The following is a 21045-nucleotide window of genomic DNA, read 5'->3' as shown; positions in this document are numbered from 1 at the left end:
GTAATCTTTAAAACCTTGTCTGCTAAACTAGCCGTCATTGTTTCCCCCTGATGCCTCCTGGAACTGTTGTGATCGCTTCTCTCTTTCGCCCCATTGCGCTGGGGATTTATCTGCTGTTTTTTATCGTTGGTGTCGTTGGCGCACTGGTTTTACCGACCTTAAGCGTTTTCCTGGCCAAGGAAATTGGCGTGCGTCCCTTATTGGTTGGTATTCCTTTCGCGGGCATTGCCCTGACCAGCATTATTTATAACCAGTGGATTGGCCATTGGTCCGATAGCCTGGCGGACCGCCGGCCGTTGGTGGCGGGCTTTTGTTTTGTCGGAACATTGTCCTGTGTTATCTTCGCTTTCTCGCGCAACTATTGGTTGGTCGCTGCTACAGCCATATTCCTGTTCAGCCTGTCGATGGTGTCTTTTTCACAAATGCTGGCTTACAGCCTTGACTACGCTGATCGTCATATCTCGCCGGAACGCATTCCCCTCTTTAATGCCATTGTCCGGGCCCAGATTGCCTTTGCCTGGGTGGCTGGCCCGCCAGCGGGGTTTATCATGGCGTCTTATCTGGGTTTCAGCACAACCTATGGTGTTGCAGCAGGCCTTTTTGCCATGGTGGGTGTTATCAGCATCAAACTGTTGCCGCGCCTTAATCGCGTGGAAGAATCCAACATTGAAGGCCATCTCGCCAAGGCCTCGTCTGCTATGGCGACGCTTTCACCAGACACCAAGCGCTCATTAATTTTTTGTCTGGTGGCTTTTTCACTGATGTGGGGGGCCAACAATGCCTACCTGATCAGCTTGCCGCTGCATTTGAAAGACAACCTGAATATCGACACTGAATGGAGTGGCTGGATCATGGGTACCACCGCGTTCCTGGAGGTGCCTTTTATGTTGATGGCGGGTCATTTGGCAGCGCGTATCAGCTTGATTGCGATGATTCGCCTGGCCGGTGTGGCCGCGCTCTTGCTGTACGGTGGAATTGTGCTGGCGGATTCTCTGTGGCAGCTATTTGTTCTGCAATTGTTTAACGCCATTTTTATCGGCGTGCTGGCAGGGCTCGGTGTATCGGTGATCCAGGAATTACTACCCGGTCGCTCCGGCAGCGCATCCGCGCTTTACACCAACACGACTCACATGGGGAATCTGTTGAGCAGTTTGATGGTAGGGCTGGTGGCAGATTACTTTGGTTATCAAAGTGTTTTTGTGGCTAATCTGGTGGTGGTGGCGCTGGCAATTCTGGCTTTCGGGCTGGTTAAACCAGCCCGTGCCTATTCGTCAACTTAATCCCGGTCGTCAAGCATATCCTGCAACTGCTCATCAGTCAGCGCTTGCAGGCGTTGGCGTAATTCCTGCTCGACCTGGGGCAGTACCGCTGCAACGAGATCGCGGATTAATTGTTGCCGACTGATAACCGGTTCGGTGGCTGTCTTACTCGCTGCGGTAATTGGCGGCTTCTCAGCGGCGACAGGGTCAAACAGCGGCGGCGGATTATTGCCGTGCAAACGCGCGCGGATATGTTGCGGTAAAAATGGATTCTCTCCACTTGCTTTAGCCAGGGCAGGGCGCGGTGGTGGTGTAATGGACTTACTGACGGCGTAGTTGAGTGGCTGGTTGAAACCCGTATCTTTTATTTTCCCCTCCGTTTCTGGCTGGAACTCCCCGGTCGAAAGATCATCATCCAGCGATTCATCCAGCAGGTCGACCGTTGCCTGATCAAGATAATCCTGATCAGCATCATTTGGTTTTTGTCGACCTGATCTGCCCTCAGCGAACAGCGAGCCTTGCGTGCCGGCTGGTTCAGTTTTGACAGGCGGTGTTTTGGTGGTGGGTTGGACAAACGCATCCAGTAAACCGGGGGATCGAGTCGCGGGTGCCGCCGAGACATGCGCGCCGATTTTGCCCGACGCATTCCTGATGTTATGGCTCAAGGCTTGAAAGACATCGTGGAGTTCGTCCAGGTCGCGCTTGGGCAGTGGACGGCTGGCCCCAGTTCCGCTGTCCGCGATCGTTTCCTGCAAAATAGGAATCTCATCGTCTTCCAGCAGTAATCCTTTTATGGACTCCAGTTCATGGAGGATAGCGGCTTTGGTTTTACCTTTGTTGTCGGCCATAACCCGGTTCCGGCGAGAGTGTTGAATCTACGTGTTCAATTTATACGTTGCGATGTTGAATAGGATAGCCTCGTTCCCGGTAAAAGCTGTAGTGCTCGCGCGTATTTTTTAGTATCTCTGGTTGCTGAATCACAACTTCGCTCAAACGTTCAAAACGGCTGAAGTAGGTTGGTACAACACGACTCAGATTGATCAGCACATTGTGATGGTTATGCAGCGGGATTTCGGAGTGCAGGTCCGTGGTGATTTCAACCTGCTCCTGTGTATCACTTGGCAGTCGCGTATGGGGGATAAAGCTTTCCGGTTTAAAGGTCCAGAGCAATTCGTCGAGATGCTCAGCCTCTGCCGGATCATCCAGGGTAACCAGCACGCGATGGCCCAGCCGGGTCACCTTGTCGATCAAACGACAGACGAAATGCCAGCGGGCGGTGCTGGCATCGTCAGACAAAATATAAAAATCGATATGCGTCATGAGGGTTATTGATTATTGAGCAGGTATTGCACTAACAACGGCACCGGGCGTCCGGTAGCGCCTTTGGCTCCGCCGGATTTCCAGGCCGTCCCGGCGATATCCAGATGCGCCCAGGCAAATTTTTTCGCAAAGCGAGACAGGAAACAGGCCGCCGTTACACTACCTGCTTCGCGCCCGCCGATATTCGCCATATCGGCAAAATTACTGTCCAGCTGCTTTTGATATTCATCCCACAGCGGCATATGCCAGGCGCGGTCATTGGCTTCCTGACCGGCTTTGAGCAGTGCCTGCGCCAGCTCATCGCGATTGCTGAACAAGCCGCTGGCGTGATTGCCGAGTGCAATCACGCAGGCACCGGTGAGGGTGGCGATATCGATCACGGTTTTGGGTTTAAAGCGCTCGGTGTAAGTCAATGCATCGCACAGTACCAGGCGGCCCTCTGCGTCGGTGTTGAGAATTTCGATAGTCTGGCCGGACATGGAGGTGACGATATCGCCGGGTTTGGTGGCGTTGCCATTGGGCATATTTTCGCTGGCGGCGATCACACCGACTACGTTTATGCTTAAGTCCAGTTCAAGCAAAGTGCGGAATGTGCCGAGCACGCTGGCCGCACCGCACATATCAAATTTCATTTCGTCCATACCTGCGCCGGGTTTGAGGCTGATGCCACCGGTATCGAAGGTAATGCCTTTGCCTACCAGTGCAATAGGCGCATCATTTTTACTGCCGCCTTTGTATTCCAGCACAATCAGCTTGGCGGGTTGATCACTGCCCGCCGCCACCGACAGCAGGGAATGCATGCCCAGTTCCTTCATCTGTTTTTCTTCCAGCACCTTCACACTCAGCTTGGTCTGGTTGCGGGCGAGGCGTTTGGCTTCGCTGGCGAGATAGCTCGGCGTACAGACATTGCCCGGCAGGTTGCCGAGGTCGCGCGCGAGGTTCATACCCAGGGCTATGGCTTTACCGATTTCCAATCCGCGGGTGGCGGCAGCTAACTGCTTTTTATCGCAGCCAAAGACCAGTTTGGTCGGTGCAAAACCATTTTCGGCAGCCTGGCTTTTGAATTTATCGAAGCGATAAGTGGAAAGCTCCAGTGCCTCGGCAAGCTGTCGGGCTTGCCAGGTTATATCCTGGTCCTTGACCTTCACCTCTCCCATGCACGCAGTAATTTCCCGTGATGGTGTGGATTTGAGGGCATCCGGGATGCGGGCCACGGCTTTGCGGAAATTGTCGGCACTGATGGCCCCTTGCTTGTCTGTTGCGCCTAAGCCCAGTACCAGCAAACGGTCCGCCGCAATACCGGCAGGATTCAACAAGAGTAATGTTTGTCCCGCCTTGCCTTGAAACTCCTCGCGTTTGATCAGCGCTTCCAACTGTTGTTGGCCTGCGGCATTGACGGCGGCTGCGGTATCAGACAGCTTGGCGCCTTCGTAGCAGGTGACAACCAGGCAATGGCTGCGTTGTTTGATGGCATCGAGTGTTTTGGCGGTGTATTGCATGGCGCTTCCCTTGGACTGAAAGACCCGGGTGGCTGCGGGGAATTGCTGAAACGCTACGGTACAAGCAGGGCGTTTAAAAATTGTCCTTCTTTGTGACTCGGTATTTCGGTAATTCCGCGAGGCGGCTGCGGGCTTGTTAAATTAAGAAAATCGGCTCAAGACAAAAATCTTTCTGTGCGTGATAATGCCACACTTTTGCGCGGCTTGCCTTGCGCGTCGAACAGTTTTCCCCGTGTCTGATGCCTGGTGCGATGCGATTATGTGGACGTGCGCCGTTCTTTGTCAGCAACTGTGCGGCAGAATATTTGTCCATCTGCCGGATGCTGGCGCATTATGAACCTGCAAACGCCGTTAGACAGAATAAAATGTGAACGCTTATATCTCGGCGCCGTCAATGAGCGCTACTTGATCGGGATGTTGATGTGATTATTTTTCGTTACCTTAGCCGCGAGATCCTGCTTACCATGTTTGCGGTAAGTAGCATCTTGTTGCTGATTACCATGAGTAGCCGCTTTGCCCGCTATCTGGCAGAAGCCACTACCGGCAAGATTTCGGTGGATATTCTGTTCAGCCTGATCGGTTACCGCCTGCCCGGATTTCTTGAGTTGATTGTGCCTTTGGGTTTTTTTATCGCCATCCTGTTGGTGTACGGGCGGCTGTATATCGAAAGCGAGATGGTGGTGTTGTCGGCGTGCGGCATGAGCCAGCGCCAGCTGGTAAATATCACCCTGGTGTCAGCGGTGCTGGTAGCCGTCATGGTGGCGGGCTTCAGTCTCTGGTTGAGCCCCATGGGCGCCCGGCAGACAGAATTAATGCTTGATGAGCAGCGGCATCGCAGTGAGTTCGACAGTTTGCAGGAGGGACGTTTCCAGTCCCTCGGGCGCGGACAGGCGATGACCTACGTTGAGAGTGTCAGCAACAATCGCAAACAGCTGAATCATGTGTTTGTCGCCCAGGTGGTGGGTGATATGTCGCAGGAAAGCGTTGCGGTAATCGTTGCTGAATCCGGCCAGCAGATGGTTCACCCCAAGTACGGGCAGCGTTATCTGGTGTTGCACAACGGCTATCGTTACGAAGGTTTACCCGGCAATAACAACTATAAAGTCATGGAATTCGGCACCTATGGTGCTTACCTCACACCCGCCGACAGTTCGGCCGCTTTCACCAATGAAGCGGATACCCGAACCACCCGCGAATTACTTGAAGCGGATGACCTTGAAAGCCGGGTCGCGCTGCAGTGGCGCATCTCTATGCCCATTCTGGTATTGATCGTCGCTATTCTTGCTGTTCCCCTGAGTCGCACCAATCCCCGACAAGGGCGTTATTTGAAGATGTTACCCGCTATTGTTATTTACCTGTTTTATCTGGGCGCGCTGATCGGTGTCCGCGGTTTGATGGATTCTGGCAAGTGGCCGTTGATGCCCGGTCTGTGGATTATTCACGTGCTTTATCTGGGGTTGGCCTTGTTGATGGTGAATTGGCACAACCTGCGCCTTTGGCAACAAAGCCGTCGCGGCCGCCCTGCGGGGGTGAGCCATGCGTAAGATCAATCGTTATATCTTCCGTTCGGTAACCGCAGCGATTGGTATGGTGTTGCTGGTCATCATGGCGTTGTTCTTTGTTGCAGCCCTGATTGATGAAATGGATGGGTTGCGCGCTAATTACACGGTCCTGGAGATGCTGATCTATATCGGCTTCACCTTGCCGCGCCGGTTGTATGAAATTATTCCGTTTGCATGCCTGATCGGATGTCTGGTCGGGCTGGGTATGTTGGCCAGCTCCAGCGAGCTGGTCATTATGCGCGCAGCCGGTGTATCCACGCGTCGTATTACCTGGATGGTCATAAAGCCGGTGCTCTGGTTCATTTTGTTGGCGGTGGCCTTGGGTGAGTTGGTCATTCCTTACACCGATCAGGTGGGTGAGAGCCGCAAGGCAATCATGTTGAACAAGCCCCAGGCAAAAGCCGAGCAGGGCAGTATGTGGAATCGTGAGGGTGACGAGTTCATGCATTTCAACGCCGTGCTGCCCAATGGGGTGCTTTACGGTGTGACCCGCTATAAGTTTGATGATGAACGTCATCTGCTGTCAGCCAGTTTCAGTGAGCAGGCGATCTACCAGAATGGTTATTGGCAGGAAGAAGATATTGCCGTGACCTATTTTGAAACCATGGATGCGTTGCAAGTGGCTGATGTGGGCGAAAAGCTTGATGAATCGTCTGCCGATGAAGCGCTTATAGAAGCGGTTGATGAATCGACAGCTTCCGCGCCCTCGAATCCGGACGCCGCGCGTCATTTGGTCACTCGCAGTGAAACCTTGCCGACCCGTCGTTGGGACACGCCACTCACGCCGACCCTGCTTAATATTGTTGTCGCCGAACCGGAAACCCTGTCGATCAGAAGCCTGTATTACTACATTGATTACTTGAAAGGTCAGGGGCTGGGCAGTAGCGACTACAGTCTCGCGTATTGGGAGAAATTACTGCAGCCGCTTGCAACGGTGAGTCTGGTGTTGATCGCCATTTCGTTTATCTTCGGTCCCTTGCGTGAAGTGACCATGGGTCAACGGATTTTTACCGGCGTGGTATTTGGCGTAGTCTTTCGATTGGTGCAGAGCTTACTGGGGCCGTCCAGCGTGGTCTTTGGTTTTGCGCCGATAATTGCGGTGGCAATTCCAATCCTGTTGTGCGGTTTACTGGGTTTGTATTTATTGAATCGTACGCGCTAAATGCGCTTCGGTGCGTTTTATTTCTTCTCTTTCGGCTGCACGATCACCTGGGTTTTGCTCAGGCGATCGTGCAGCGTCATTTTTTGTGGGTCGAACCAGCGCCAGAAATAGCCTAATCCACCGAGCAACAACGAAAAGGGTGCAACGAGACAACGTATCGCACAATGTTTAAAACCTGGTGTGCCGTATTCAAGGTCGACCAGTTTCATCCGCCAGGCGCGCATGCCCAATGTTTGACCGGATCTGCGCCAGAAATAACAAAAGAAGCTGGCCAGCGTCAGCATCCAGCCAATAAATACCAGAATATTCCAGTGGCCCCACTGCACCTTTTGCCCCTCCGGCGGTTGTCCCTGAATCAACACGTTGATGAGCAACGCCAATCCGCCATAACCGATGCTGATGGCGAGCAACAATAAAGCGTCATAAACAATCGCTGCGAAACGACGCAACACGCCAGCAGTAGGAATAGGGGGTGTTTCAGTTGCAGCAGCAGGGGTTTCGATATCGGTCATAAGAAATAGGTAATTAAAGGATAAAGTTGACGCGGATTGTAGCAGTTCTGTCTGGGTAGGGAGTCAGGCTAAAGCTGATACTGAATCAACCACTCCCCGGCAATGTCTGTTGGTTGCCCGATACCAATAGCACCGGTACCTTGCAGTGGCAGCTCCTCGCGGCGCAAATAAATCGGTGCCTGATCGGTTCCGCACACATAAGTACCATTGGTGGAATGGTCGACCAATACATATTTACCGCGGCGAAATTCAATATGGCAGTGATCGCGGGACGCTACATGGTTATCGATTTGCAAATGCGTCTGCTCCGGGTCGCGTCCGATTTTGTATGGCATTTGATCGGGTAGCAGACAGATTTCGCGTTTGCCTAACGTAAGTTTCAGCTGAAATTTTTCAATAAAACGCGTGACTTCATGAGTTGCCATAACCATGGTGGCGGCGCGCTCGCGGTGCAATGATGTCTCCCACAGCAAACGGTAAATAACCGTTTTACTACTATCACCTTTGGTGTGGATGCTGTCGTACATCTGGCATTTCTCCAACAGGCTTGCAGAGAGTTGATCCACGACCGATTGCGTCAATACAATTTGTCCGGCGCGGGCAATATGCGCTACACAGGCCGCATCATTAACGGTATCGCCGAAGACATCATTCTCGGTCAGCAGTGTTGGCCCAAACGCAATGCCGATACGGATGGAAAGGCCGACCAGTTGGGGTTCCTTAAGGCAGCGGTGTTGAATAGCACAAGCGGTTTCGCATGCCTGGGCGCAATCATCAAAACGCGCCATGATCTCATCGCCAATGGTTTTAACGACGGTGCCTTCATGCACAATCGTCAAGGCGACCATAAAATTGATGGCTTCATCGACGATGGATTTGGCTTTTTCGTTGCCAACCTGTTTATAAAGTGCCGAGCTGCCGGACACATCGGCAAACATGATGGCATGTTGTTGAGTCGGTGTATTGGATAGTGTCATGGCCGATAGCAGCTGATCGATAACACATGTGGATCTCGAATAGTCTCTGACTATAAAAAATCTGCAAGGTCTACGATGTTATTTGAATGGTTGTTAAGCTCATGGCTTAACGCCTGTGGCAGCATGATACCGCTTGCGTATGACAAAGGGCTATCCATGGGTGGGGACTGATGCAACTCAATGCGTCATTTATTGCTCAATGCTCATTCGTTGAAAATACTGGTGCTATACGGAGCGAGAAATTTACAGGGTATAAAACGAGGCGGGCGCTTTGTGGTACCAGAGGTCGTGACAAGTAAAGAGTTGCTTGCAGGTTCTATCCCATCGCAATAGAGCCGGGTGGCGCCACCCACGCCTTTGGTGTTGTCGTGTGATTGTCGAGCTGGTTTTTGCCTATGGTCTACCAGACCGGCCATTTATCCGCACGGTAGTGGGCGAGGGGGTAGGCCTGCCCCGGTGGAGCCTGGCGAATTGGTTCACCAGGCCGCCCCCGGCGTTTACCAACGCGCTGACAGCGCCGGCAACTGGCACCGCCTGAACATCACCACCGCCAGCGATCAAAACACGAAAATCGGGCGTGATCTGAAACAACGGATAGGCAATATCGTTGATTCGTTGGCGGTGGCCAAACAGCTGATAAAAGTTAATGATGGTGGCAAGGTGTGGTTGGGGAGCGAATCGGTGAATGTGTTGCAGATACTCAGTGATTTAATTCAGGTGGTGGCGGATATAGCGAATACGGCTTCATCGCATACGCATCCTTACACCGATAACGGTTCACCGATGAACACGCAAGCACCGAATCAATCAGAGGCATTTAGTGGGCAAAAAAGTAGTGCGAATGGATTGACCAGCCGACTAGATCCGGTAATCGATGTATAGGAACATGGTTGGCCCCTTGCTTGTGCTTGTTAAGCTTATAGCTGCACATTGATTGGCCGCTTACTTCGATCCAAAATTACGTTTCCCTTTATAAGTTTTTCAGCGATCCACTCTAGCTTTCTAAGAGATTTTTTCTCTTCAACTCGCTTCGTTAGTAGCGTCATATATAGAATCACATTTGGGTAATCTAAGAATATTGAGTATTCAATAGTGTCGCCCATCTCGACAGTATCTATAACTCTCAAAGTTAGAGAACAATCCTCTCGTTGCACTGTATCCAAGTGCTCAATTTTCGGATTCTTGTAATGTTTTCGAGCTCCGTCATTTTGCTTTGTAAGAAGATCTGGCAAATCCGGGCAATCCTTATCTTTATGGCTAAAGGCCAAATACAAAAACGAAGATGTATGAAATGCCTCATCTTGTGATAGTCCGGCTGGATAGAATGAAGCTACATATCCGTTTCCACCGGAAGCATCGACAATCCAACCAGGTGGTGCGGAAACTATTGCGCACTCTGATTTCGAATAGGGGATAGCCAGAAACCCTTGAAAGTTCTCAAGGTCACCAAAATCAATAATTCTTAACTCAATATCTTGGGTGTCATAGGTTGCTCGGTTGTACGCAGCCTCGGAATAGCCATTATTTGTAATCAGTATTCCTTTGCTTGCTTTTAAGTCTTGAAGAAAGCTCAAGAATGACTCAACATCCTTAACGTCGACCTTCTTATTGAAGTATTTACAATCAACAATAATTTTAAGATCGAAACCGGCCACTCTGCCTTCAATTAAAATATCGATTTGTCGTTTTGTTTTAGAAATAAGTCCTTCACGACGCACATTATGCTGAATGTCCGTCTCGGGAAATAGTCTTTGAAGATGACGTGTTATGTATATTTCGTATTCTTTCCAGCTCATTCCATTCTTCTTTGTGACAGCTTAACGCCGCTATTTGTGGAAAATTTTGTGGAGTTGTGTTGTGGGGATTAATGGCGACGCCGTCCCACAACAAAGCGGAGCAAAGGTTTTCCGCAAGATAAATCACTTCTACAGTTTAAGATAGCTGCCAAATACTTGGTTCATCTGCGACATTTCATCGCGGATTTTGGCCATAATAGCGTTCTTATCTTCATGCCGAGATTCTTCACCGGCCAGATTGAGGTCGAGCCCAATTCTCAATATGCGTTCAATGTATTTTTCCTCCAAAGGGGAGAAAATAAATCTGGTCCCTGCCGTCTCTGTTAAAAACTCCATCTCATCTTCAGAACGCATCTTTCGATGCGCACCTAAACGGCCTAAAAATCGGCTAGTGGCGTCGTACACCTTGTACCGGCGATCAAACAGTTCGTGCTTAAAACGCTTATGATTTGTATACCATTGCAATCCTGCAAACACTAATGCCACGATAGCTATTACACTTGCAAATTCCACTTCGATCTCCAGAGAGAAATGAACTTACTATTAGATTGATCTTCCCCACCAAAAGTAGACACAGCTTCAAGCGCACATTTTTTCATAAGTTGCTTCAAAATTATTCGGGCTTTTGTAACCCAGCGTGCTGTGTCGTCGGTGGCTATTATAAAATAATTCGATGTAATCAAATACACACGAATAAGCTTCTTTCTTCGTGCTGACATCTTCAGCGTAGAGTGCTTCAACTTTGAAGCGAGCGAAGAAGGACTCCATCGCGGCGTTGTCCCAGCAATTACCTTTACGGCTCATGCTAGGCCGGATCTTCTCGTCAAGCAATAGCTGCTGATACTCCCACGAACGGTATTGCACACCACGATCCGAATGCAGGATCAAACCAGGTTCCACATGACGCGAAGTAACCGCCATCTTGAAGGCGTCCATAATCAACTGGTTAGTCATGGTGCTGTCGAGTGACCAGCCAATTATTTTTCGTGAGAATAGATCCATGATAACGGCGAGGTAAACAAAGCCTTTTTCAACTTTGATGTAGGTTATGTCCGACACCCACTTCTCGTTGGGTTTGCGGGCCTGGAAGTTGCGCCGCAGCAGGTTATCACTGACATGGTTTCTGGCTAAGACATCAGGAAAGTACTTGTAGCCTTTGCCATTTCTCGCTTTAAGTCCTTGTTTGGCCATGAGTTTCGCCACTGTGTTCTTGCTGATAGACACGCCGGTTTCATTCAGCTCAACCGTCATGCGCGGCGCTCCGTAGCGCGATTTAAAGCGCGTAAACAGGTTAATCAGCTGGCACTCCGCGTCGAGCCGTCTCAGCTCAGTTTCACTCGGTTTGCGCGAGCGCCACTTGTAGTAACCAGACCGGCTGACGTGAGCCCAGCGGCACATCTTGGTCACGGCATATTCATTACGCAATGACTCAATGAAGGCGTACTTCACCATTTGTCTTTGCTGAAGTACGCCGTCGCCTTTTTTAGAAATTCATTCTCTTCTTTCAGATCTGAGATCTGCCGCTTGAGTTTGCGGATTTCTTCGCTCTCGTTCATAGAATAATCCACCCCCTGGATGCTATTAAACTGCTTGTCGGACAATCGCTTGTATTGTCGACGCCAGTTATAGATTTGGCCGGGGTGAATTCCGAGTTCTTTCGCTACCTCGGCAGCACTGGTATTGGGGTCGTCCGCACGGCGTACCGCTTCGCGCCGAAAATCTTCCGTATAGTGGTTGTACTTGTTTCTGGTTTTCTTTGTCATTTTCTAGACCCTCGTTAGGTGGTAGTGAGGTGTCTACTTTTCTTGGGGAACTCGGTATGCTAACGCCAAGCACAACGGCAGTTTGTAAGTTTTGACTTTGTGGATTAATTTTGCGCAGCAAAACCACAAAGGCGCAACTTACAAACTGTCCAGCCACGCAGTGGCGAGTTGCTGCGCCTTGTTAAGGTTTTCTATTTTTTGTTCCAGTTAATTTAGGAATTCCTTAATGCCTTCATAAAAACTTCATCAATAATTCCGTCAAATTTCCCTGACATATACTGCTGGTCTGTTAAGAGCGGAGTATAGTCTTCTTCGGAGGCTCCTTCAGGTAGTTCAAAAGGATAGCCATTAATTGCCATAGCCATGTCAAAGCGCATTTTGCTACCACCAACAGTTAGCTCATCAAAGGTCTCTGCTTCAAGCCGTTTTGCGAGCCTTTCTTCAAGCGCCTTCTTAAATTGTTCTTTTTCCATTGTTTCCTCTCGAAGTTTTACTTATTGATTTTGATGAAAAGAGCTATGTGTGACGGTACTACCGCTTACCTTAACAGTCTGTTAATGAGGCCATCCAGCCTCATAATAATTATTAGCGTGAATGGACATTAATTTCTTAACCTAGCCTACATCAAACGCTAAGTCCTTGAATTTGAAAGAAAGAGCTGGTCCGTTGGGTATTCAACCCAGTTATTATCGTGAAATATTCACGATAATCGCTTTTCGCTCAAGGAAAAGCGTGAAATTAATCATATGCCAACGAGCTTGGTTTCGCCACGTTTACAGCTTCACCGCTCCGCAGCCACATCGAAAACTTTATGTTGCCTCAGCCCTTTAGCCGCCGGGCGTTTATCCCTTTGGCGAAGACTTGTTCCGAATCAGGTGAGATCAAGATCGGAATGACAGCGTGTGTGATTAAGCCCGTGATTTGAGGAAGGCACGTTTTTACTGCTCGTGTTAGGTTGGCCGAAAAATCACTCCTCCCCGATCTGCGCGCTTTAGCAAAAATTAAACGTTTCTGAATCTCAAAGGTGAAGCGCAGCCAGCGTTTTTGCAGCGCCAGTGTGCAAGGTGTTTTCAGGTTTTGAAATGGAATGAACAACTGTGAAGGGTGAGCGAGCGCATCAAAACGAACGCAATGCCAGCAACGACGCGGTTTTCAAAACCGGTGCCCCCATGGTGCCCCCGTTGGTAGTGCTAGCGCATTCGGACAGGCAAAGAAAAAGGGCTTACATCTCTGTAAGCCCTTGTTTCGGAAGGTGGTACCAGAGGTCGGACTCGAACCGACACGCTTTTAAGGGCGGGGGATTTTGAATCCCCTGTGTCTACCAATTTCACCACTCTGGCAAAGCGGGCGCCATTATATCAACGACTTTTGCTGCGTCAACAGGTAAAAGCGCTTCCGTGCCAGGAAGCATAATTATCCGGATTTTTCTGTGTTCGCCGGATCGTAGCCAGCACCGCCGATTTGCTATAACCTTGCCCACCTTTCAGTCAACTCATACAGATATTGTGTTCATGCGTCGCCAGGATTTTTTTTACCATCTGCCCGAATCACTTATAGCGCGCGAGCCGACAAAAGAGCGACGCGGGAGTCGGTTGTTGTGTCTCGATGGCAATGCCGGTGCTTTACACCATCGCCAATTTCCCGATTTGCTTGAATTAGTTGAGCCGGGGGATTTAATGATCTTCAACGATACGCGCGTTATCCCGGCACGGGTGTTTGGCCAAAAAGCCACGGGTGGTCAGGTAGAAATTCTGGTAGAGCGAATCCTGGATGAACAGCGTGTGTTAGCGCACACGCGAGCCAGCAAATCGCCGAAAACAGGGTCCGACATCTTATTGGAAGACGGTACCCGCCTGACCGTAACCGCGCGTCACGATGCCTTGTTTGAACTCTTGTTTCCGGCGGACCAGCGCGTACTCGACGTATTGGATCGTATTGGGCATATGCCTTTGCCACCTTATATAGATCGCGCTGATGCAGCAGAAGATCGCGAACGTTATCAGACGGTTTACGGTCGGAAACAGGGGGCAGTGGCCGCGCCGACTGCCGGGCTGCATTTTGATGAAGCCTTGTTAACGCAGTTGCGTGAAAAAGGCGTGCAGATTGCGTTTGTCACACTTCACGTGGGCGCCGGAACATTTCAACCGGTGCGGGTCGAGCGGGTCACTGACCACACGATGCACAGTGAAGTCATGGATGTTGGTGAAGAGGTGTGTCGTCTGGTGACCGCGACGAAAGCGGCGGGTAAGCGGGTTATTGCCGTCGGCACCACCAGTGTACGTTGCCTCGAAAGTGCCGCTCATAGCGGTACTATTCAGCCTTACCAGGGCGAAACCTCCATCTTTATTTATCCCGGTTATCAATTTCGTGTGGTTGATGCGCTGGTCACCAATTTTCATTTGCCTGAGTCAACGCTATTGATGTTGGTGTCAGCCTTTGCCGGATACCGCAACACCATGGGGGCTTATCAGGCAGCAGTGGAACAACGCTATCGGTTCTTCAGCTACGGCGATGCCATGTTTATTACCCGAAATCCTGCTGCTCACACCGAGCAAGTGGGCGACAACCGTTAATTCTGAGCCAGCCAAGAAGGTTATACCGTGAATCGACAATCCTTTATGCAGTTTGAACTGGATTCTCAGACGGGCTACGCCCGCCGTGGACGTTTGAAGTTTCCGCGTGGTGTGGTGGAAACGCCGGCGTTTATGCCGGTGGGCACTTACGGTACGGTCAAGGGCATGCTGCCTCGGGACGTGGTGGATACGGGAGCGCAGATTATCCTCGGCAACACCTTTCACCTGATGCTGCGCCCCGGTACTGAGGTTGTGAAGTTGCACGGCGATCTGCATGATTTTATGCAGTGGTCAGGTCCGATCCTGACAGATTCCGGTGGCTTCCAGGTGTTTAGTCTGGGTAAGTTGCGCAAGATCACCGAAGCGGGGGTTTCATTTAAGTCGCCTATCAACGGCAGTCCGGTTTTCCTTGATCCGGAAACCTCCATGCAGGTCCAGCGCGATCTGGGTTCGGATATCGTCATGATCTTTGACGAATGTACGCCGTATCCGGCGGATGAGGCGAAGGCGCGGGAGTCCATGGAGTTGTCGTTACGCTGGGCGCAGCGTTCCAAGGTGGCCCATGGTGACAGCCCCTCCGCGCTATTCGGCATTGTGCAGGGTGGTATGCACGAAGTGTTGCGCACCGAATCGCTGACGGGTCTGGTCAATATCGGCTTTGATGGTTACGCGATTGGCGGGTTATCCGTTGGTGAACCCAAGGAAGATATGTTGCGGGTTCTGGACCACCTGGCGCCGGACATGCCAAAAGATAAGCCGCGCTACCTGATGGGCGTCGGAAAGCCGGAAGATCTGGTAGAGGGCGTGCGTCGGGGCATTGATATGTTCGACTGCGTTATGCCTACCCGCAATGCGCGTAACAGCCATCTCTTTACGGCGGCAGGCGTGCTGAAGCTGCGTAATGCCAAATACCGGACCGACACTGGCCCTCTTGATCCCACCTGTGATTGTTATACCTGCAAAAACTTCAGTCGCGCTTATCTGCATCATCTGGATAAATGTAATGAGATGCTGGGTGCCCAGCTCAATACCATTCACAACCTGCGCTATTACCAGACCTTGATGTTGCGTATCCGCACCGCCTTGAGTGAAGGATCTTTCGACGCGTTTCTGACCGAATTTTATAGCGGTCAAGGACTGGAAGTGCCGCCAGCGCCTCAGCCGCTGTGACAGATGTAACAACATGTGCCGGCGGCGCGCGTTGTTGAATCCTGTTAAATCGGTATAATCCGGCCCTTTTATGGCGGGTTTATCGAAGCGGCACTATTCGCTCGAATGCCGCACCGGAACCCACGCAGTCTTCAAGGTCAGGCTTTGACGGCTGTGAATAACAAGTCTGTTGCCCGTTATGTCACGTCTGCAGGCACCCAATAACTAGCCACAGCGAAAAATTGTCACGGAAAATCCTATGTTGAACCGCTATCCGCTTTGGAAGTACCTTCTTATTTTATTTGTGGCCGCTCTTGGCTTCATTTATTCGGTTCCCAATCTTTATACCCCTGATCCTGCGGTGCAGATATCCGGTGATTCCAGTGGTACAGACATCGATCAGGCGGTGTTGCAGCAGGTCGAAAAAGCGCTTAATGAGGCTGATATCGACTACTTCGGCGCGGAAGCCAATGGTAAATCTGCATTGGTTCGCTTCCAGAATGGTGACCAGCAAATTCGCGCGCAACGCGCCCTGAAAAGCGCTCTGGGTACCTCATATATTGTTGCCCTTAACTCTGCACCCACCACGCCGGATTGGCTGAGCAGCCTGGGTGCTGCGCCGATGAAGCTCGGCCTGGATTTGTCCGGTGGTGTTCACTTCCTGATGGAGGTTGATACAGCGGCGGCCATCGCCAAACGTCAGGAAATCACAGCTGACGAGATCAAAGACAAGTTGCGTAAGGCGCGGGTGCGTTACAGCGATGTGGCGGCGAACCGTGACAATGTCATCGTTGCACGCTTTCGTTCTGAAGAGTTGCGCGATGAAGCGTTGAGCGAAATTCGCGGCGACTATCCCAATATCCTGTTCAATGAACCTGACGCTCAGGCCGATGAGTTTGTCTTTACTGCCGAGTTGAGCGAGGCGGCCGTAAAGGAAATTGAAGATTATGCGCTGAGCCAGAACCTTATTACCCTGCGCAACCGGGTTAACGAACTCGGGGTGTCTGAACCCATTGTTCAGCGTCAAGGGAGCAACCGGATTATCGTCCAGTTGCCGGGTGTACAGGACACGGCTGAGGCAAAACGTATTATTGGTAAAACAGCCAACCTGGAGTTTCGTCTGGAAGCTTCACCGGATGCGTTGGTTTCGGCCAAAGAAGAATTTCCCTATCGCAGTGAACTTGACCAGCGTCGGTTTGGTAATGAGTTCCTTGAGCGGCAGCTGATTTTGACCGGTGACCATGTCGCCCATGCCAGCAGCAGCTTCGACCCCGAAACCAATATGCCCCAGGTCAACATCACCCTCGATAGCGCCGGCGGCACCAAGATGCACCGCGCCACACGTAATAATGTAGGCCGTCGTATGGGGATTCTATTTATTGAATACAAAACCCATCTACAGACCCGGACCAATGAGGCCGGTGAAACGGTAGAAAAGCCGGTGCAGCTGGTTGAGCGCAAGATTATCAGCCTGGCCAATATTCAATCTGCGCTGGGGGTTCAGTTCCGCATTACCGGTCTGGAAAACTCCGCAGAGGCTTCCGAGTTGGCGCTGCTGCTGCGCGCGGGCGCCTTGGCTGCACCCATGTACTTTGTGGAAGAGCGAACCATTGGCCCGTCTTTGGGCGCAGAGAATATCGCGCTGGGTATGAGTGCGGTGAAGTGGGGTATGTTGATCGTGTTGATCTTCATGCTGGTCTATTACCGTGTGTTCGGTCTGTTTGCCAATATCGCACTGGGTTTGAACGTGTTGCTGATTGTGGGTGTTATGTCCATCCTGGGCGCGACACTGACCCTGCCCGGTATGGCCGGTATCGTATTAACTATTGGTATGGCCGTTGACGCCAACGTACTGATCTTCTCGCGTATCCGCGAGGAACTCAAAAACGGTTCAACCCCCCAGGCGGCGATATACAGCGGTTACGAGCGTGCGTTTGTCACCATTCTGGATGCAAACATCACCACCTTGATTGTGGCGGTCATTTTGTATGCCGTCGGAACCGGGCCGGTCAAAGGGTTCGCGGTGACCTTGTCAGTGGGTATTCTCACCTCAATGTTTACCGCCATTATGTGCAGCCGCGCCATGGTGAACCTGGCGTACGGACGCCGTAAAAACCTTCAGAAACTTTGGATCTAATCAGCGAGAAGATGGCTATGACACAGGAACCTAAAGTGATCAATTTTATGGGGGTGCGCAAAATCGCATCTGCCTTCTCAATCCTGCTGGTAATTGCTTCCATCGTTTCGCTGGCGGTCAATGGCTTGAAGCTGGGGTTGGACTTTACCGGTGGAACCCAGATGGAGGTGGGCTTTGAGCAGCCTGCCGATATTCCCAAAATCCGCAGCATCCTCGTGGACGAGGGGCTTGCAAGCCCGGTTGCAGTACTCTTCGGTTCAGAAAGTGAAGTGCTGATTCGTACCCAGGGCTCAATGCAGGATGGTGCGCTGATAAAAATCGAGCGCGAACTTTCCGCTATAGGCGAGGATATCAATGTTGCTGCGGTAGAGCGTGCCCCGCGTGAGAAGGAGCGATTTGCACATGAGCTGCTGGTAAGCAATGTCGCGCCGGATCAGCTGCAACAGGCAGGAGTATTTTCTGAAAGCGGTTTTGGCGAAGTCGAATTTGAAGCGCGCGGCGCCGATACGGCCGTGGTCGTTGAAAGAACGCTGGACTCGGTTTACACCGCGCATTTGCTAACGCGTTTGTCCAACGAGGCTGGTTCAACGGCTGAATTGCGTCGGAGCGAGTTTGTCGGTCCGCAGATCGGGGAAGAGTTACGCGATGACGGCGGCCTGGGTATTTTATGCGCCTTGCTCGTAGTCATGTTGTATGTGGCCGTGCGTTTCCAATGGAAATTTTCCGTGGGCGCGGTGGTTGCATTGATGCACGACGTTATTATCGTGTTGGGTATCTTCTCAATCTTTAAACTGGATTTCGATTTAACCGTACTGGCCGCCGTGCTGGCGGTGATCGGTTATTCAATCAACGACACGATCGTAGTATTCGACCGCATTCGCGATAACTTCCGCACCTTGCGTAAAATGGAACCGGCAGAAGTGATCAACTATTCACTCAGTCAAACGCTCGAACGTACGATCCTTACATCGTTCACCACCTTACTGACGTTGTTTATGTTGTATATCTTCGGCGGTGAGTTGATCAGTGGTTTCGCGCTGGCATTGATTATCGGTATCGGCGTGGGTACCTATTCATCGGTTTACATTGCGGCCTCCATCTTGATGGGGCTCGATATTGCCAAAGAGGATTTGCTGCCGCCTGTGAAAGAGGGCGCCGAGTTCGACGAAGCTCCCTGATGTGGATCTAAACAGCGCCTTAGGGCGCTGTTTTACTATGGGCTGGCAATCGACGTTTTTCTGGTTTATCGTTTCATTCACTTCTGTTTTCGACAAGAACCACCACCCATGGCCCGACACCTCAGCTTTCGCGATGACCTCAGCAACAGCGATGATGTAAATACATTGCGTCAAACACTGGCGCGCTTCCAACGCATCTTTAATGGCAGCGGCTATGGTTTTTGGGAGTGGGATCTGGCCACCCAACGTATTGATTGGTCTGGTGGATTTTGGGAACAATTAGGCTATGGTCCGGAAGACGAAGCCGCTATCAATGACGCTCGCCAGCTATACGCGTTTATTCACCCGGATGATGTTGAGGATGTCCGTGAAGCAACGCGGGAACATTTGCGCAGTGGCGAGCCGCTGAATACTTGTTATCGTATTCGTACAAAACAAGATGATTATATCTGGACCCAAGCCAGAGCCGATTCTATCCGCGATGAAAATGGCCGTGCTTTATATATCTCCGGCGTTAATTTTGACATCACCGAATTAAAAGAAGCCGAAGCGGCGTTGCGCGAAAGTGAAGCGCGACAGGTGCGTATTATCCAGGCATCCAACGATGGCATTTGGGAGTGGTACGCCGGCCGTGGTGGTTTTCATTTCTCCAGCCGTTGCTGGGAATTATTAGGCTACGAGGATCAGGATGATGTACTCACTCAGGGAGAGGATCGCCTGAAAGTATGGCGTAACCATATTTACCCTGACGATTTGTCAAAGTTTGATCAAGCCCTCGCCGAATATCTGCAAAACAAAGGCGCTTTTGATTTTGAATACCGCATTATCAGCACGCAAGGTGAAATCCGCTGGATTCGTTGTCGCGGTCGCGCTTATTTCAATGAAGAAGGCCGTGCGATACGGATGTCCGGTACTAATATGGACATCACCGACATCAAGCGTGCCGAAGAGCGGGTAATGCAAGCCAAGGTTGCTGCTGAAAAAGCCAACCAGGCCAAGTCCGAATTTTTATCCAGCATGAGTCATGAATTGCGTACACCCTTGAACGCGATTCTCGGTTATGCACAACTGTTCGAATACGACGGCAACCTGACCCACAATCAGGTGGATAACTTGCACGAAATTCGCAAAGCGGGAGAGCACTTACTGCAATTAATCAATGATGTGCTTGATCTGGCCAAGATCGAATCGGGCAAGATGACAGTTTCTCTGGAGCCGGTATTAACCTCGCGGGTGGTAGCAGAGTGCTTTACGCTGGTTCAACCGCAGGCCGATGCAAAAAGTATCAAGCTGTATGCAAATCTTCATCAATTGGAAAGCACTTATGTTATTGCGGATAACGTGCGCCTGAAGCAAGCCTTGATTAATCTGCTGAGCAATGCGGTTAAATATAACGCCATGGGTGGCGAAGTCGAATTGCGTTTTGGCTTGCTGGAAACTAATGAAATGCGTATTGCGGTACGCGACAACGGTCCTGGTATCGCCGCTAATCGCCAGCGGGAAATGTTTCAGCCCTTTAATCGGCTTAATGCTGAATACAGTAAAGAAGAAGGCTCCGGTGTTGGTTTGGTGATCACCAAACAACTGGTGGAGATGATGAACGGTAAACTGGACTTTACCAGTACAGAAGGCGTGGGCACCGAGTTCTGGATTGACTTGCCATTATCAAGGGAGTGGAACCAGGATTTAATTGTTGCACCCAAACACCATAATAAATATGCCCCTACCGAATTATTGGTAAAGCAAACCAAAAAAATCCTGTATATCGAAGACAACCCATCCAATATTCGCTTGCTACAACAACTCTTTGCGCGCTACCCGCAATTGCAATTGGATGTGGCCGAAGAGGCATTTCTGGGAATCTATAAGGCGCGCAGTGAACAGCCGGATGTGATTATTCTGGACATCAATTTGCCGGGTATGGATGGTTACGAAGCACTGTCGGTATTAAAACGTGATTCGGTGACCAGCAACATTCCCGTAGTGGGATTGTCGGCCAACGCCATGCCTTATGATGTTGAGCGCGGGCGGAATTCAGGCTTTTACGACTACCTCACCAAACCGGTGGAAATTAATCATCTTATTCATACACTAAACCAACTGTTATCCGACGATTGAAGTGCAGCTTCAATTTAACACGACCAAGAAAATGAGGATT

The 21045-nt window shown here is 50.8% G+C and carries 19 protein-coding genes and 1 tRNA gene; 9 read left to right on the top strand and 11 right to left on the bottom strand.

What is annotated here, in order from left to right; translation table 11 throughout:
• Nucleotides 1–68 precede the first annotated feature (68 nt).
• The gene (locus tag CBR65_RS05740; protein WP_232461366.1) at nt 69–1280 is read left to right on the top strand and encodes a sugar efflux transporter; all 1212 of its coding nucleotides are present in this window, start codon (nt 69–71) and stop codon (nt 1278–1280) included.
• On the opposite strand, the gene CBR65_RS05735 is transcribed toward CBR65_RS05740, so the two are convergent.
• The 3 genes from CBR65_RS05735 to CBR65_RS05725 are packed head-to-tail and all read right to left on the bottom strand — an operon-like array spanning nt 1277 to nt 4078.
• Entirely contained in the window at nt 1277–2107 is an 831-nt protein-coding gene (locus CBR65_RS05735) for a hypothetical protein (protein ID WP_087465969.1), read from the bottom strand. The two genes, CBR65_RS05740 and CBR65_RS05735, sit on opposite strands and share 4 nt — an antisense overlap.
• 40 nt (nt 2108–2147) lie before the next feature.
• On the bottom strand, nt 2148–2579 hold the full coding sequence (locus tag CBR65_RS05730) for a DNA polymerase III subunit chi (protein ID WP_087465968.1): 432 nt from the start codon (nt 2577–2579) through the stop codon (nt 2148–2150).
• Between the two features lie 5 nt (nt 2580–2584).
• Complete coding sequence (locus CBR65_RS05725; RefSeq protein WP_087465967.1) at nt 2585–4078, bottom strand: leucyl aminopeptidase; 1494 nt, start codon at nt 4076–4078, stop codon at nt 2585–2587.
• 422 nt (nt 4079–4500) lie between these two features.
• Here CBR65_RS05725 and lptF point away from each other — a divergent pair, with 422 nt between their 5' ends.
• Both lptF and lptG read left to right on the top strand, forming a co-directional pair.
• Nucleotides 4501–5622: an LPS export ABC transporter permease LptF gene (lptF, locus tag CBR65_RS05720; RefSeq protein ID WP_087465966.1), complete on the top strand. Its 1122-nt coding sequence runs from the start codon at nt 4501–4503 to the stop codon at nt 5620–5622.
• A complete protein-coding gene (gene lptG / locus CBR65_RS05715) occupies nt 5615–6802 on the top strand; it encodes an LPS export ABC transporter permease LptG (RefSeq protein ID WP_087465965.1) in 1188 nt (395 codons plus the stop codon). Before lptF ends, lptG begins: the two co-directional genes overlap by 8 nt.
• A 17-nt stretch (nt 6803–6819) precedes the next feature.
• On the opposite strand, the gene CBR65_RS05710 is transcribed toward lptG, so the two are convergent.
• On the bottom strand, nt 6820–7314 hold the full coding sequence (locus CBR65_RS05710; RefSeq protein WP_087465964.1) for an RDD family protein: 495 nt from the start codon (nt 7312–7314) through the stop codon (nt 6820–6822).
• A gap of 68 nt (nt 7315–7382) precedes the next feature.
• Nucleotides 7383–8291 (bottom strand): adenylate/guanylate cyclase domain-containing protein, encoded by a 909-nt coding sequence (locus tag CBR65_RS05705; RefSeq protein WP_087465963.1) that lies wholly within the window; start codon nt 8289–8291, stop codon nt 7383–7385.
• 456 nt (nt 8292–8747) lie between these two features.
• On the opposite strand from CBR65_RS05705, the gene CBR65_RS05700 reads away from it, so the two are divergent.
• Nucleotides 8748–9173 carry a hypothetical protein gene (locus CBR65_RS05700; RefSeq protein WP_087465962.1) on the top strand — a complete coding sequence of 142 codons (426 nt, stop codon included), beginning with the start codon at nt 8748–8750 and terminating at the stop codon, nt 9171–9173.
• A gap of 35 nt (nt 9174–9208) precedes the next feature.
• Here CBR65_RS05700 and CBR65_RS05695 read toward each other — a convergent pair whose 3' ends face one another.
• From CBR65_RS05695 to CBR65_RS05670, 6 genes are all read right to left on the bottom strand, one after another.
• Entirely contained in the window at nt 9209–10087 is an 879-nt protein-coding gene (locus CBR65_RS05695; RefSeq protein WP_087465961.1) for a restriction endonuclease, read from the bottom strand.
• A 129-nt stretch (nt 10088–10216) separates the two neighbouring features.
• The gene (locus tag CBR65_RS05690) at nt 10217–10600 is read right to left on the bottom strand and encodes a hypothetical protein (protein WP_087465960.1); all 384 of its coding nucleotides are present in this window, start codon (nt 10598–10600) and stop codon (nt 10217–10219) included.
• Between the two features lie 66 nt (nt 10601–10666).
• Nucleotides 10667–11539 (bottom strand): IS3 family transposase, encoded by an 873-nt coding sequence (locus tag CBR65_RS05685; protein ID WP_087465959.1) that lies wholly within the window; start codon nt 11537–11539, stop codon nt 10667–10669.
• Nucleotides 11533–11850, bottom strand: a complete 318-nt coding sequence (locus CBR65_RS05680; protein ID WP_198300870.1) for a transposase — start codon at nt 11848–11850, stop codon at nt 11533–11535. The genes CBR65_RS05685 and CBR65_RS05680 overlap by 7 nt, the downstream gene beginning before the upstream one ends.
• A gap of 212 nt (nt 11851–12062) precedes the next feature.
• The gene (locus tag CBR65_RS05675; RefSeq protein WP_087465958.1) at nt 12063–12323 is read right to left on the bottom strand and encodes a hypothetical protein; all 261 of its coding nucleotides are present in this window, start codon (nt 12321–12323) and stop codon (nt 12063–12065) included.
• A 780-nt stretch (nt 12324–13103) separates the two neighbouring features.
• A tRNA-Leu gene (locus tag CBR65_RS05670) sits at nt 13104–13190 on the bottom strand.
• 171 nt (nt 13191–13361) lie between these two features.
• Between CBR65_RS05670 and queA the strand changes: the two genes are divergently transcribed.
• The 5 genes from queA to CBR65_RS05645 all read left to right on the top strand — a co-directional run bounded on the left by queA (nt 13362) and on the right by CBR65_RS05645 (nt 21005).
• Entirely contained in the window at nt 13362–14423 is a 1062-nt protein-coding gene (queA, locus tag CBR65_RS05665; RefSeq protein WP_087465957.1) for a tRNA preQ1(34) S-adenosylmethionine ribosyltransferase-isomerase QueA, read from the top strand.
• Between the two features lie 27 nt (nt 14424–14450).
• On the top strand, nt 14451–15593 hold the full coding sequence (gene tgt, locus CBR65_RS05660) for a tRNA guanosine(34) transglycosylase Tgt (RefSeq protein WP_232461365.1): 1143 nt from the start codon (nt 14451–14453) through the stop codon (nt 15591–15593).
• A gap of 238 nt (nt 15594–15831) precedes the next feature.
• Nucleotides 15832–17709: a protein translocase subunit SecD gene (secD, locus tag CBR65_RS05655; protein ID WP_087465955.1), complete on the top strand. Its 1878-nt coding sequence runs from the start codon at nt 15832–15834 to the stop codon at nt 17707–17709.
• Between the two features lie 17 nt (nt 17710–17726).
• Entirely contained in the window at nt 17727–18887 is a 1161-nt protein-coding gene (gene secF, locus CBR65_RS05650; RefSeq protein ID WP_087465954.1) for a protein translocase subunit SecF, read from the top strand.
• Between the two features lie 108 nt (nt 18888–18995).
• Complete coding sequence (locus CBR65_RS05645; RefSeq protein ID WP_087465953.1) at nt 18996–21005, top strand: PAS domain-containing protein; 2010 nt, start codon at nt 18996–18998, stop codon at nt 21003–21005.
• The last annotated feature ends 40 nt before the right edge of the window (nt 21006–21045 follow it).

It is taken from the genome of Cellvibrio sp. PSBB006 (assembly GCF_002162135.1).
In the GTDB taxonomy this organism is placed as follows: Bacteria; Pseudomonadota; Gammaproteobacteria; order Pseudomonadales; family Cellvibrionaceae; genus Cellvibrio.
This window is presented reverse-complemented; position numbering and strand designations above follow the sequence as displayed.

Coding starts and splice junctions, on each gene's coding strand:
- CBR65_RS05725 (WP_087465967.1), bottom strand. CDS start 4,078: ATGCAATACACCGCCAAAACACTCGATGCCATCAAACAACGCAGCCAT.
- CBR65_RS05680 (WP_198300870.1), bottom strand. CDS start 11,850: ATGACAAAGAAAACCAGAAACAAGTACAACCACTATACGGAAGATTTT.
- CBR65_RS05735 (WP_087465969.1), bottom strand. CDS start 2,107: ATGGCCGACAACAAAGGTAAAACCAAAGCCGCTATCCTCCATGAACTG.
- secD (WP_087465955.1), top strand. CDS start 15,832: ATGTTGAACCGCTATCCGCTTTGGAAGTACCTTCTTATTTTATTTGTG.
- queA (WP_087465957.1), top strand. CDS start 13,362: ATGCGTCGCCAGGATTTTTTTTACCATCTGCCCGAATCACTTATAGCG.
- CBR65_RS05710 (WP_087465964.1), bottom strand. CDS start 7,314: ATGACCGATATCGAAACCCCTGCTGCTGCAACTGAAACACCCCCTATT.
- CBR65_RS05675 (WP_087465958.1), bottom strand. CDS start 12,323: ATGGAAAAAGAACAATTTAAGAAGGCGCTTGAAGAAAGGCTCGCAAAA.
- CBR65_RS05685 (WP_087465959.1), bottom strand. CDS start 11,539: ATGGTGAAGTACGCCTTCATTGAGTCATTGCGTAATGAATATGCCGTG.
- CBR65_RS05645 (WP_087465953.1), top strand. CDS start 18,996: ATGGCCCGACACCTCAGCTTTCGCGATGACCTCAGCAACAGCGATGAT.
- CBR65_RS05695 (WP_087465961.1), bottom strand. CDS start 10,087: ATGAGCTGGAAAGAATACGAAATATACATAACACGTCATCTTCAAAGA.
- secF (WP_087465954.1), top strand. CDS start 17,727: ATGACACAGGAACCTAAAGTGATCAATTTTATGGGGGTGCGCAAAATC.
- lptG (WP_087465965.1), top strand. CDS start 5,615: ATGCGTAAGATCAATCGTTATATCTTCCGTTCGGTAACCGCAGCGATT.
- CBR65_RS05730 (WP_087465968.1), bottom strand. CDS start 2,579: ATGACGCATATCGATTTTTATATTTTGTCTGACGATGCCAGCACCGCC.
- CBR65_RS05705 (WP_087465963.1), bottom strand. CDS start 8,291: ATGACACTATCCAATACACCGACTCAACAACATGCCATCATGTTTGCC.